Annotated in this window: 9 protein-coding genes; 1 reads left to right on the forward strand and 8 read right to left on the reverse strand. The window is 34.3% G+C overall.

What is annotated here, in order from left to right:
• Positions 1-92: 92 nt before the first annotated feature.
• The 8 genes from ACM55F_RS05715 to ACM55F_RS05750 form a co-directional block, all read right to left on the reverse strand.
• On the reverse strand, positions 93-1,337 hold the full coding sequence (locus ACM55F_RS05715; RefSeq protein ID WP_416852786.1) for an MFS transporter: 1,245 nt from the start codon (positions 1,335-1,337) through the stop codon (positions 93-95).
• A gap of 88 nt (positions 1,338-1,425) precedes the next feature.
• Positions 1,426-2,598 carry a galactose oxidase gene (locus ACM55F_RS05720; RefSeq protein WP_416852787.1) on the reverse strand — a complete coding sequence of 391 codons (1,173 nt, stop codon included), beginning with the start codon at positions 2,596-2,598 and terminating at the stop codon, positions 1,426-1,428.
• 120 nt (positions 2,599-2,718) lie between these two features.
• On the reverse strand, positions 2,719-3,639 hold the full coding sequence (locus tag ACM55F_RS05725) for a dihydrodipicolinate synthase family protein (protein WP_416852788.1): 921 nt from the start codon (positions 3,637-3,639) through the stop codon (positions 2,719-2,721).
• Positions 3,640-3,744: 105 nt separating this feature from the next.
• Positions 3,745-5,196: a RagB/SusD family nutrient uptake outer membrane protein gene (locus tag ACM55F_RS05730; protein ID WP_416852789.1), complete on the reverse strand. Its 1,452-nt coding sequence runs from the start codon at positions 5,194-5,196 to the stop codon at positions 3,745-3,747.
• A gap of 18 nt (positions 5,197-5,214) precedes the next feature.
• Complete coding sequence (locus ACM55F_RS05735) at positions 5,215-8,601, reverse strand: SusC/RagA family TonB-linked outer membrane protein (protein ID WP_416852790.1); 3,387 nt, start codon at positions 8,599-8,601, stop codon at positions 5,215-5,217.
• A 608-nt stretch (positions 8,602-9,209) separates the two neighbouring features.
• Complete coding sequence (locus ACM55F_RS05740; protein WP_416852791.1) at positions 9,210-10,442, reverse strand: ROK family transcriptional regulator; 1,233 nt, start codon at positions 10,440-10,442, stop codon at positions 9,210-9,212.
• A gap of 256 nt (positions 10,443-10,698) precedes the next feature.
• Positions 10,699-11,943, reverse strand: a complete 1,245-nt coding sequence (ilvA, locus tag ACM55F_RS05745) for a threonine ammonia-lyase IlvA (RefSeq protein WP_416852793.1) — start codon at positions 11,941-11,943, stop codon at positions 10,699-10,701.
• A 45-nt stretch (positions 11,944-11,988) separates the two neighbouring features.
• Entirely contained in the window at positions 11,989-12,507 is a 519-nt protein-coding gene (locus ACM55F_RS05750; protein WP_416852795.1) for an ACT domain-containing protein, read from the reverse strand.
• A 1,063-nt stretch (positions 12,508-13,570) separates the two neighbouring features.
• Here ACM55F_RS05750 and ACM55F_RS05755 point away from each other — a divergent pair.
• On the forward strand, positions 13,571-14,140 hold a 570-nt coding region (locus ACM55F_RS05755; RefSeq protein WP_416852796.1), incomplete at its 3' end, for a Gfo/Idh/MocA family protein.

The following is a 14,140-nucleotide window of genomic DNA, read 5'->3' on the forward strand; positions in this document are numbered from 1 at the left end:
CAAGGCGGAACACAAGGCTCCGCCTTAACAGATAAAAACCAAAAACCAACTTAAAACAATTTTTTGAACTTAGTAAACGATACTAGTGTATTTTAGACATCGACAAAATCATTCACTTTTGGACGGAGAAAACTGACTTGAACTACTAAAGCAATTACAACAACTCCCGCCATCAAAGCAAAGCCGTAGCCTAAAGTCCCGCTATCCGATGATTTGCCTAATAATGAAGTTACTAATGCACCACAACCAACTCCGGTCATATTTAGGACACCATAGGCCGTCGCCCGATGTTTTGAAGAAACAAACTGACATATAATTGGCATGTTATTGGCGTCAAACATTCCGTAACCGATACCGAAACAAAGTGCCGCACCTACAACATTGAATAATGAATGTCCAAAACCGATTAATAATAAAGCAGGAATCGTTAAACTCAGACCAATCGCGCTGGTATAAACCCTGCCTTTAATATTTTTTTGTACCCATTTATCAGATAGAATACCACCAAAAATTACGCCCAATAATGATGAAAATGAGATGGCGATGGTGGCTAAAGGACCTGCTTCTTCCATAGGAATTCCTAAGTTTTCTGAAAACAGGGTAGGCAACCAGTTTTTTGTAGCCCAGCCCGGTAAACTTATTATGGCAAAATAAAATAAGATAACCCAAAAAGAGATGTTCGTAAATAACAAAGCCATGCCTTTGAAGAGTGAACTTTTTTCCTTTATTGGCATCAAATCGGAATCAATATTTTTTACTTCGGCAACTTTTTTCTCTCTTAAAAAGAAAACTAAAACGAAAGCATAAAAAACTCCAACTATTCCAAAATAATGAAAAGTAGTATGCCAAGAATAGGCAGCGGCAATGGTAGCTCCAAAACCTCCTAATGCGGAACCCACATAAAGTCCGGTCATATGAATACCAATCGCAAGTGATCTTGTTTTTTGTTGATGGTAATCGGCTATTAGAGATAAACCGGCAGGAATATACAACGCTTCACTTACTCCCATCAGGGCTCTTAACCAATACACCTGATTATAAGTTGTAGCATATCCCATAGCATACGTTACTGCTGACCAAACAAATAAGCTCCCTACAATCAGCCATTTTCTGTTTAATTTGTCCGCTATAATTCCGGATATAGGACTCATTAAAGCATAAATCCAAAGAAAAATAGCCATCAAACGTCCAAAGTTCTCACCAGATACTAATTCAGGAATATCGGCTTCCATTGAAGGACGCATCGTTGCCAACATTTGTCTGTCCATATAGTTTAGCAAGGCTACAAGCCATAACAAGCCTACTACTACCCAAGGATAATACTTTGTATTTTTCATGTTTTGATATGCTTTAAAATTTTATTTGTGATTTTACCTTCATTTTTCGACATGAAAAAATGGGGGTTAAAACCTATTTTGAGCGTAATTATTTTATAGTTCCTAACATGACATTAGGTGTTCGAATACCGGGTTTTATTTCCCCATTAGACAAAACAATTTTATCATTCCATAGTGTGGCTGTTGTGGTCACATGAGCAAGAAAGGGCAGTTCACCAATGGTAGACCATGAATTCGTACGGGTGTCGTATAACAAAATTCCTTTATAAAAACCGTCATGATTCGTATTCAATACATTTTTTTCTGCGATTAGTTTGGCCTTTTCCTCAGGAGAATTGGTTTGTGCAATTTGGGATAAATAGGTTTCAATTTTATGAAAAACTGTACCATTATCACCACCAACTATTAAGATGGAATGATTCCCCACGGCCACACCTGCACCCGCTGAAAAATTAGTTGTGTTTTCTCCATCGGATATATTGGCACGACTTTCCCAGATTTGTTTTTGTATGTTAAAAGCAAAAGTAGTATTGTGCAAATCACTTATTCCTGAAGCTGTTTTTGTTCTTCCACCAATCACATAAATATTCGTTCCATTATTGTCTTTCTGAACCACTGCAACTGAATTAGCCAAAGCGATGGGTAATTTTGGTAATGTTTTCCACTCCGGATTACTACTGTTTAAATCAAGACTTAAAAATAAATCAGAAGATTTAGTAGCGACATCACCGCCAATGGCAAAAACTACATTTTTGATATGTGTTAGCGCTATATTGGTACTATGTACTGGAAAATCAGGTAGGTAAGTGGCTTCAACCTCAGTTGCAGCAGCATTCCATTTTAGAATATAAGTTTTATTCGAAAGGCCATTTTCATTTTCTCCCCCCACATATACCACTCCTAAGTCAGTTGAAATGGAACCACAGTAGGCGATAGGTTCGGGTAGTATGCTGTGTACATTTTTATTCCAACTATAAGTATCGTTGCATTTCTGCAATACATGAATTTCTTTTGAATACTGTTTTTTTCCACCTTCCCAAGGCATTTTATCTTGGAAATTGGCACCCCCAGTAACTATTAATACATCATTACTAATACCATTAATAGCACCTGCAAAACCTAGTGAGGTAGTACCATCAGCATTTTGTAGTTGCGCTGCCATTTTCCATTCCACATGGTTTATGACTTTTTTTTGAGAAAGGGCGTCAGTTGTTGGCATAATAAGTAAGGAAAGAATTAGAGGGAAAATATATTTATTCATATGTTGATATTTATTGTTTTTTATCGGTCATATGTAATTTGCATATTATTTTTTGTGTTTACGACCTAATTTCGGTCATGCTCATTTCATAGTATTTATTTTAAAATAAAATGAACGAAGCTATTTTGATTTGAAATCTTCAAAATTTAGACTTTCTACATCTTTTTTAAATAATTCAAATTGGTCAGCACTCATGTTTTTGACAGGCAATCTAAATTTACCTAAGTCCAATCCTACGACTTTCATATAGGCTTTCCCTACTGAAATCCCACCGTATTTACCCAATAAACGAATCATGTTGATTGATTTTTGCTGCAAGGCACGCGCAGTAACTAAATCATTGGCATTAAAAGCCGCTATTAAATCATAATATAACGGAGCTGCATAATTGAAAGTACTTCCTACAGCACCTTTGGCTCCCAGTACTAATGCAGATAACATATTCTCATCGCGTCCCCAAAGCATGTCGAATTTGCCATTTTCATAACTCATACAACTTTGGAAATCCATGAAATCTTCATGCGTATATTTCACTCCTGCAAAATTAGGAAGCTTTCCGTCTAAAGCTTGGATTAAATCAAACATTGGTAAGTTTACGCCTGTCAATACAGGAATGTGGTAGTAGTAGAAAGGCATGTTAGGAACATTTTTACCCACTTCGATACAGGCTTGCGCCAACATATCAACATTTGCAGGCTTGAAATAAAACGGAGCAGTCATAGAAACAGCATACAATCCTATTTCATACGCATGTTTTGCTAAGTCAATGCAATCGGTAAGGCAAGTTCCACCTAGGAATACCATTACTTTAAAATCCACATCGTGATTGGAACAGTCTGCCCAAGCTTGAGCAACCGCTTTTTTCTCTTCTAATGTAATAGAAACGCCTTCTCCAGTAGATCCGTTAATAAAAGCACCTGTTATTCCGTTTCGTTTTAGAAAAGTATAGTAGGCCGGAATTAGGCTAACATCTAATTTTCCATTGCTGTCAAAGGGTGTAAAAGGTGCTGAAATAAGCCCTTGTAAATGTTCAATTTTCATGAGATATTTTTTTTAATTGTCATTTATTTATGTTGTTTAATAGACCGGGAACTTAAATATTCCCGGCTTGCTATTTAAACTATACTTCTTAAATCCAGTTTTTTATTACGGATTCTGGGTGATTTTAGGATTAAAGTTAATAGTATTTTGAGATATTGGAAACAATACCTTTTTACCAGCCATTGATGGCACAAGATTCGTTTTGTTGAAACGAACTAAATCCCACCATGCTTTCCCTTCAAAAGCTAATTCTTTTAGACGTTCATTTAAAATAACATCGTCATTAGCAGTTTGAGAGCCATTTGTAAATGAAGAAGAAGCATCGGCTCTTCGCATCACTTGATTCATTTCTGAAGTTGGATCCTGGCCTAAAGCATTTTTAATTTCTGCTTTCATTAACAATATATCAGCCCAACGATAAATAATGATATCGCTGACAAATCTTCGGGTAGCGCCGTCAACAGTTCCATTATATTTTACCAAACCTGTCACTACTGGTGTAGCTCCATTATATAAAGTTAAATAAGTAGCTGTTTTTCTCGTATCAGTATTGCTGAAGTTGAAACGGGTAATATCTGGTTGTACTCTGGAAATTCCTGCATTACCAGTACCAACACCCAAAGTTCCAAAAGTTGCCGTCGCCGTTGCTGCCGTTAGCGGTGCAAAGTCACTTGGTCCAACAAACATGAAAGAATTCCAATTGTCAGATAGCGCAGACGGTACATCAGCCAAAGAATATCTAACCGCAAAAAGCACTTCAGTATTTCCTTTATTGGCGTAACCAAATACGTCTTTGAAATTTGGCAATAAAGACGGCGCTGTAGGAATAGCGTTAATTGCAGCCAAAGCCGTATTTAAATCAGTACTTCCACCACCTAATTGTTTCGCTGTCCATAAATTCACATCTGCTTTTAAAGCATAAGTCGATGACAAGGATAATTGCGTTTTATTGTTTGTTGCATCCGGATAATTAGCAATCGCCAATTCAATATCAGACTTAATGAATGCAAAAGTTTCTTCAATTGTATTACGCGGAACAATATATTCGGATTGATTTGTATTCTCAGTTGGTGTAGTCATTATTGGCACACCACCCCAAGAACGAGCCATGATGAAATAAGCCAAAGCACGCATAGAATACGCTTGTGCGATGTATCTCTTTTGCTCATTCACCGTTGTTGGACTAAATGGGATAGTAGGAACATATTTCAAAACTAAATTCGCTTGGTGAATTACCGTGTATAAACCAGCCCAATCTACATCGATGTTTTGTGCTGTTAAGTTGTTATTGTAATAATTTGCCAAATTCAGAGGTGATTGAACACCACTAGTTATTTCAGCACTTCTTGCTCCTCCCAAAAGATAATAATTTTGTTGGGTTTGGGTTCTAAAATTGAAGTACATACCGTTTACACCTGCTTTCGCATCATCTTCAGTTTTCCAAAAACTGGCAGAAGTAATTACGCTTTCAGATTGTAAGTTTAAATCGTCTTCACACGAACTGAATAGTGAAAGTCCTGTAAAAAGTATAGAGTATAAAAGAATTTTCTTTTTCATGATATTTATTATTAAAAATTACAAACCAATGTTTAAACCAAGGATGAAGTTTTTTGGAACAGGATAAGTACCTTTTGCTCCAGCATCATTTAATCCAAGGCTTGACCCGCCATCAATTCCTTGTACTTCCGGGCTTAAACCGCTATATTTAGTAAAATAGTGTAAATTACTTCCTGTTAGATACACACGTACCGATGCTAATTTAACTTTGTCAATTATTGATTTAGGAATTGTATAGCTCACTGTAATTTCTCTTATACATAGATAATCCCCACTTTCGTAGTAACGGCTATTTCCTTGAAACATATTAGTATTATAACCTGCACCACTTGCTTCAGAACGGAATAAGTTGTTTTGGTTCGTTTGATCAGCCCAACGGTAACGAGGTACATTAGTAATATCACCTTCATTTTGCCAAGATTGTAAACTTTCGGACAATAAACCGTAATTTCCTTGAAATTGACCTACAAAACGCGCTCTGGCTTCATTGTAAATCGTAGATCCTAAGGAGTAATCAGTTCTTACGGTCAATGAAAATCCTTTGTAATTGGCATCAAAATTAAATCCTCCTACAAATTTAGGAAACATATTACCCATGAAAGTTCTGTCCCTGCTATCAATTATACCATTGTTATCTGCATCTAAAAATACAGCATCTCCAGCAAATTTCTTACCGGTTGGGTTTCCGCCTGCAGCAGCAGTTTTAGTTACGTAATTATCATGTGCCGTTAAGTTATAAGCATCTGCTTCTGCTTGTGTAGAAAGAATATATAGTTGTTTATGAGCATAAAAATCTCCAATTTTTTGACCTTCTTGTAAACCTCCAACATACTTATATGTTCCGCTGGCTGCATCCCAGATTTCAGTTCCACCAATTCTATTGTTTAAATTTCCATTGAAAGGAAGTTTCTCAATTACGTTAGTATTGTGTGAAACATTAGCACCTACATTAATTTTTAAATCATTTTGATTGTAGACATTTGCATTCAATTCTAATTCAAAACCTTTACTTCTTAATCCACCTAAGTTTGTTAGTACTGTAGAGAAACCGCTATTAGATGGCAGCGTAAGATTCGTTAATAAATCAGAAGTCAATTTATTATAAAAATCTCCAATTATTCTAATCTTATCATTATGAAGACCTAAATCAAAACCTCCATTTATAGTTTGTGATTGTTCCCATTTTAAACCTGGATTTGCAATTTGAGAGTTTACAATTGCAGATTGACCATTGTAACTATTAGCAAAACCATTTGTTGTACCAGAGTATAATCCTCCTGATTGGAAATCACCTAAAGTACCTAAGTTACCATTTACCCCATAACTTCCACGAAGTTTGAAAGAGGAAACAACTTCTGGCATTACTTTCCAAAACGTCTCTTCGTGTGCATTCCAACCTGCAGATAATCCAGGAAAAAAGCCATATTTATTATCTGGACCTAAACTGGAAGAACCATCATAACGAAAAGAGGCTGTTGCAAAATACCTGCTTTTGTAATCATAATTTACACGTCCAAAAACACTGTTTAATACTAATCTGGTATTGTTGCTGTATACAGAAACTGGTATTGGAGATGAATCTAATGTTTGCGCAAGATCCGAAGGACTTCCTTTTCCGGAAGCATTGAATGCTTTTATAGTTCTGTCGAATTTAGAAACACCTAATTTTGCCTGAAAATCACCTGTGTTTTCTAAAGATTTAGCATAACTAAATACCCCTTCGTATTGAATTTGTGCAATTTGATTGCTTAATCGGGTTGCAGTTCGAGTATTATCTACTAAACCATTACTTCCACTTAAAAAAGCTTGTTGAAAAGTATTATTATTTTCATTTTCATTGTATAATGACAATGAAGGTGTAAAAGTTAAATCATTAGTGATTTTTAAATCACCATCGACACTCATTTGCAATTTATTATTTTCATTAATCCCTTTCACTTTACCCATCTGATATAATGGATTTCCATTAATATTATTTTGGCCTGGAGCCAAAGTCCCATCTTCCAAGTATAATTTTGTAGTTGGGGAATTTCCTAAATATCTGTTGAAAACAACACTATTGGCAACAACTTGATTATTACTTGATTTTGAATATAAAACGCGACCATTTATTGTAAAGTTATCCGCTAATTTTAAAGAAGCATTTAACTTACTGGTAAAACGTTGGTAGCCTGTAAATATCGTGATACCGTCTCCTTTTAAGTAGCCTAAACTCAAATCAAAAACTCCTGTATCTCCACCGCCACTAAAGCCTAAAGTGTGATTTTGTGTAATTGCATTTTGAAATAAAACATCATTCCAATTCGTGCTTTTGTACATAATAGTATTGTTAGCATTAAGCGGGTCTGTCATTTCCTGCCAACCTTTAGCTTGTAAACCTTGAATAGTGTTAGCATCCAAATTTGATTTTAATAATGTAGCGAATGGTGTGTTGTTCAATAAATTATTTCCAGTACCGGCAGGAGTAGCACCTGTTAGTTGCCCAAGTCTTGCAATACCTGTCGTTGTTGAAAGTCCCGCTATTTCGGCAGCATTATACAACCCTAAACGTTGTAATCTAATGTAGTCTCCACCATCTAGAAAATCATATTTTTTGCCTACTTGACTATTTTGAGTAGAAACATTATAAGTGATTTTGGTTTTACCAGCTTTACCAGTTGAAGTTGTAATAATAATTACACCATTAGAAGCACGAGCTCCATAGATTGAAGTTGCAGCGGCATCTTTTAAAACCTGTAATGAAGCTATATCAGCAGAGTTGATATCATCAATTTGGGTACGAATAACTCCATCAACAATATACAAAGGAGTTGCTCCTGATGGATTATCAATAGAAGTACCTCCACGAACTAAAATGTTAGATGCTTTACCAGGTTGTCCTGATGCTGTGCGTACTACTAAACCAGTTACATTTCCCTGTAATGATTGTGTTACGTTTGAATAAGGAACATTCTCTAAAACTTTTTTGTCTAATTTAGAAACTGAGGTACTTAACGTTTTTCTGTTCTGTGACCCATATCCCACAACAATAACTTCATTCATTTGTTGTCCTACCTCTTTTAGTACAATGTTTAGCGGTTCATTTCCAATGGCTACTTCTTGTTCTTGAAGACCTATGTATGAAACAACAATTGTTGTAGTATTGTCTGGGACTTCAAATGTAAAATTTCCATCAAAATCTGTCTGTGTTGAAATAGTAGTGCCTTTAGCAATAATATTTACTCCGGGTAAAGATTCTCCTTTTTCATTAGTCACCCTTCCTGTAATTTTCTTTTGAAATAGGTCTAATGTGTTTGCATCTTTTGTAACGATACCGTTTTTCTCTGAAAAAACAACCGTTTTTGTGGATACCGTAGCGGATGCTTGTACGGTAAAAGCTACTAGAAATAAGGATGTTAATTTCATAGTTTTCCCTAGGTTAGGGGTAAGCCAATAATTTTTCGGCTTGCTTTTTGGTAATAAATACATACTTTTGTAATGGTTAGGTTAATAATAATTTTCCTTCTTGGTTTATTTATTTGTTTTCCAACCACTGTTCTTTTTGTGAAGAACCAGCCAGCAATGTTTAGAGCATGTGCTGGCTTTTTTTATGGATAACAAATGAATATTTTGTAAAAAAGGGCATTCCCAATTTTTGTTATTTTTTATTTTAGCAATCTAAAAACTGTTTTTTGCATTTGAAGAATATGAATTATGGCTTTAGTTTTTAACAATTATTACCAATAGAAAAAATCATATCAATAGAAACATCACAGTCAAAAATACATGTTGAGATTAATAATTTTAAAATGCAAAATCTCTTTTTTGTAATAGTAATTTTGAACGGAGTTTTCTCTTGAACTATTTTATCTTCTTGACCCTTTTCAATATCGGAGTAGAAAATATAATAAAAGAACAATTTTAAAATAGAATTTTTCCGTGTTATTTATTATCACGGTGTAAATATATAAATAAATTTAATAAATACAATGTAGTTATTAAATTATTTTAATAATTAAAATTTTGAAGTAATTTTAATTACTTATTAATGGGGATAACATCTTTTCTTTTATGACACAACAAGCCCCAATAACGCCAGCGCGACGACCTAAAGTCGATTTTTTAAGTTTCATATCTCGGTTAACTAAACCTAATGAATATTTTTTTAATCCAGATTGAATAGGTAATAGCGTGTAATCGCCCAATTGAGCAAAATCACCACCAATTACCAATAAATCAGGATTAAAGATATTGAGTAAAATAGACAAATAACGTCCCATTTTTTCACTTTGCTTGGTCACCAAATCAACACATAAAGTATCTTCTAAATTCAAGGCTCCCGCAATAATAGCATGATGTTGTAAAGCTAAAGCGTTATCATCAAGAACTACTTTTGATTGTTTTCCTTCTTTTAAAGCTGCTTTGAACTGGTTGACTAGGGACCAACCAGAAATTTCAGTCTCCAGACATCCAAGTTTTCCACATTGACACATAATCCCATTGTCAAAGATAGTGCTGTGCCCAAATTCTCCAGAATAACCGGATTTGCCATAATAAAGTTTTCCGTCTGTTATCATTCCTATAGCCACACCCCAGCTATAATTAAGAAATATTATATTTTGTTCATCATCAACCACACCTTCAGAATATTCACCAAAAGTCATTGCTCTGGTATCATTTTCTAAATGAACCGGTAAATCCAATTGCTCTGAAATGATTTCTGTCAAAGGTCTGTTTTCGCTAAAGAAATAATTATAGCTAAATCCCTCCATCGAATTTATTCGACCTGAAAAATTGATACATGCTCCCACAATCATCTTTTTTTCTACAGAACTGTCTTCTACGAATGAATTAATTAAATTACAAAATTCCAATAAAGATGCTTGAGTATTTTGTAAACCAAAGGGAGTACCTAATTCGATGCTTACAAATTCATTTTTAATGTTTTGTAATCCAATAGACATACTGGCAATATTTACTTCGACTCCTAAAAAGTAGGCACAAGTTGGATTAATGCTGTACAATGAAGGGCGCCTTCCGCCGCTATTGGTAACTTTACCCAGATCTATCACATAGCCTTCTGATAATAATTCGTTAACGGCTTTAGTTACCGTTGGAACACTAGATTGAAGTTCAGAACTTAATTCAGCTATAGTAGCATTACCGGCGGATAATAATCGTTTTACGATTGATTGTCTTAGCATATGCCACTTTTGCCCAGAAAGGCTTTTGTCTTTACTAATATCTAATAAATCTTTTAAACTCATTATTGTTACTTTTTAAAAAATCTTAACGGAATTCATTTACAAACTTACTATAATTTTTTTTAGACAATGAGTTAAATCTTATCTCAATATTAAATTGGGTATCTGTTTACAATAATTAGTATAAGCAAAAAATTGTAAATACTACTATTTACAGAACAGACATGAACTAAAAATGGTCGAAAAATAAATTCGGTACCAGATGTTGATAGTCAGCCACAGCGAAAAATGACATACTTAGAATTCCAAATAAAATTAGTTATCCTATTAATTGTGTGAATAGATCATGCCTTTCATTGAGGTATTGGTATTCAAATCCCTTGATATTCATATTGGTTTTGATGGCTTGAATGTCATTTGGATTCTTCAATTCTAACCCAACAACTACCGATCCTACTTCACGGCTATTTTTTTTGGCAAACTGAAAATAAGTAATGTCATCATCCGGACCTAAAATATCGTTTACAAATTCCTTTAAAGCTCCTGGACGTTGCGGAAACTGAATCATAAAATAATGCATTAATCCTTCGTAGAGTAAGGATCGCTCTTTGATTTCGGCAGTTCTTTCAATGTCATTGTTACTGCCGCTTACTATGCAAACTACTGTTTTTCCTTTTATTTCGTCCCTATAAAAATCTAATGCAGCGATGGTCAATGCTCCGGCAGGTTCTACGACCATGGCTTCTTCATTGTATAGGCGTAATATGGTGGTGCATACTTTTCCTTCGGGAACCAGTATAATGTCGTCTAGGTTTTTTTGGCAAATGGCAAAAGTCAGATCTCCCACTTGTTTTACGGCTGCTCCATCAACAAACTTGTCGATAGTGTCTAAAGCTGTGTTTTTGTGATTGGCAATTGAAGTTTTCATCGAAGGAGCGCCTAGTGGTTCTACTCCAATGATTTTGGTATTTGGACTCAGGTGTTTGAATACCGTTGAAAGACCCGAAGCCAATCCGCCGCCGCCTATGGGTACAAAAACATAATCGATAGGGTCTTTGTAAGTGTCCAGAATTTCCAACCCAACAGTTCCTTGACCGGCAATGACTTCTACATCATCAAAAGGATGGATGAACGCTTTGTTGTTTAGTGTGGCGTCGGCTACTGCTTTTGCGTAAGCGTCATCAAAAGTGTCTCCTATCAAGACAATTTCGACATAGTTTTTTCCAAACAACTGCACTTGTTTGACTTTTTGTTTGGGCGTGGTTTTGGGCATGTAAATTTTGCCCATAATTTTCAAAAGATGGCAAGAAAAAGCAACGCCTTGCGCATGATTTCCAGCGCTGGCACAGACAATTCCGTTTTCTTTTTCGGTATCCGTCAAGGAGCTAATTTTGTTATAGGCACCTCTTATTTTGTAGGATCGAACGACTTGTAGGTCTTCGCGTTTTAGTAGAACAGTTGCGCCAAACTCCTCCGATAAATTTAAGTTTTCAATCAAGGGAGTAGCAGGGACTACATTTTGTAATTGTTTTTGGGCTTGTTGTATTGCTTTAAATAAAGTCATTTTTTTAGTGTTTGGAATTTAAAATTTGGAATTAAAAGGAATTTTTTAACGGTCCCTTAGTTCTAATTCGGCTATTTTTGTGGCTAATTGTTGGATTGTTTCTTTGTGCGTTTTACTGGTATAAACGCAATAATCAGTTACCTGAATAATTGGAAAGGCATTGATAATTGATGTGACTTGTTTTTCTTTTTCTTCCGAAAAAGTATTTAAATTTTGGTTGTCAGGAACCGCTTTTTCATTTTTATAGGAAGAAAATTTCTTCATGGCGGTTTCATCGGAATTCGGAAACTTTAATAGTAGAATTTGGTGAGTAGAAAGCTCAGCTTCAGTCTGTAAATAACATTTAAAAACTTCAATGACTTTTTCCATTTGATACACTATGTTTTGAACTGCTAATTCTGTTTCAATAAGCGTAATCGTAAAACGATATAAATTTACTGTTTTGCAAAAAAATACTGAGAAGCTGTTTATGTTTATTTTTCTTCGAGTCAAGATAAGGGCTACTTTATTGATTAATCCTTCCTGTTTTTCACTGAAAAGTGTTATTGTAAATTCTTGTTTCATTGCTGAATAGTTTGTTTTTGGTTAAAAAAAAAGCCTTTCTCCATTTGAACAGAGAAAGGCTTTATTAGAAAATAGAATCCTGACTCGTCATGTGAAACGAATAATGATAATTACGATAATAATAATTGTTGCTAAATTTTTCATGCTTGTGTAAAATAAAAAACCTCCCGATGTGGGAGGTCTCATAAATTGTATATTGATTACTTATTTATATAACACCTCGCCATAATTATCGAATGATAATTATAATAATGACAATAATGATGTTAACTAAGTGTTTCATTTTTTCTTGCTAAGTTGCAAATGTATTGATTTTTAGGAAACCGAAACAATAAATTATTTTTTCTTTGCTGTTTTTTAAATTATTATTGCAAATTCCAGTGATATTGACCACCTAATTCCAATTCAAAGTAAGTACCTTCATTTTTCATTTAAAACTATTTTTTTTCATTAATTCTTCAAAACGTAATCCTAGAATTTCAAATAAAGAAATATACTTTTTTCCTGTATTTCTAGAAAGGAATACGTAGCTACTTATAAATTACTTACCCTTAGGATTTAATTACTTTTCTAATTTCATTCATATCTATTATTTTGTTTACCATACATAGTACATTTTTTTTTACGAATGTTATGGTTCTAACAACATGAAAAAGTTAATAGTTTTTTGCTTAATTTATTACAAAATTCGGTACTCAATTTAAATTGGAAAGTGGTGCTCAGTTTGACCATTTATTTCAATTGATGCCCAAATGAAATTAATTAGGTTATTTTTTCAGATCTATTCTTTCTGGATTAAAGAAAAAAGGATTTTTATTTATTGATAAATTTCATTCAAATTCAAATTTTGTCAGTTTTTTTAATACTACAACGTTTTTTTTATGCTTAAAGGATTGATTTCGTCAGTTATTAGCAGAATATTGTTAATGAATGTGTCTTGTATGGCTATTACTTTTATTTTTTTATATAACTGATTCTTTTAAAAGGTTTTTTTAATTTCATCATACATGGTTTGATTGATTTGAACTTTTAAAATATAATTTGTAAACGTTAACAAAAAACGATGAATAGAAAATTAAGAATGGGTATGGTCGGTGGTGGCCAAGATGCATTTATAGGTGCCATTCACCGCTTAGCCGCCAATATGGATGGCCTTATAGAATTAAGTTGTGGTGCATTGAGTATAAATCCAGTAACTGCTGTAGCATCTGGTAAAGCCTTGTTTCTTCCAGAATCAAGAACATACACAAGCTATGAAGAAATGTTTAAAGCCGAGGCAGCATTGCCAGTAAATGAACGAATGGATTTTGTGACTATTGTTACACCCAATTTTGCACATTTTGCACCTGCTATGATGGCTTTAGATTATGGTTTTAATGTAGTAATCGAAAAACCAATTACTTTTTCATTAGAGGAAGCCAAATTATTAGAACAAAAAATAAAAGAAACAGGATTAATTCTCTGTTTGACTCATACCTATTCTGGTTACCCAATGGTGAAACAAGCGAAAGCTATGGTGAGAGAGGGAAAGCTGGGAAAGATTAGAAAAGTTTGGGTTGAATACCCACAAGGATGGCTGAGTAAATTATCCGAAAGAGAAGGAAATGCGCAGGCCGCTTGGAGAACAGACCCA

This window comes from Flavobacterium melibiosi (genome assembly GCF_048158545.1).
GTDB classification, from domain to species: Bacteria; Bacteroidota; Bacteroidia; order Flavobacteriales; family Flavobacteriaceae; genus Flavobacterium; species Flavobacterium melibiosi.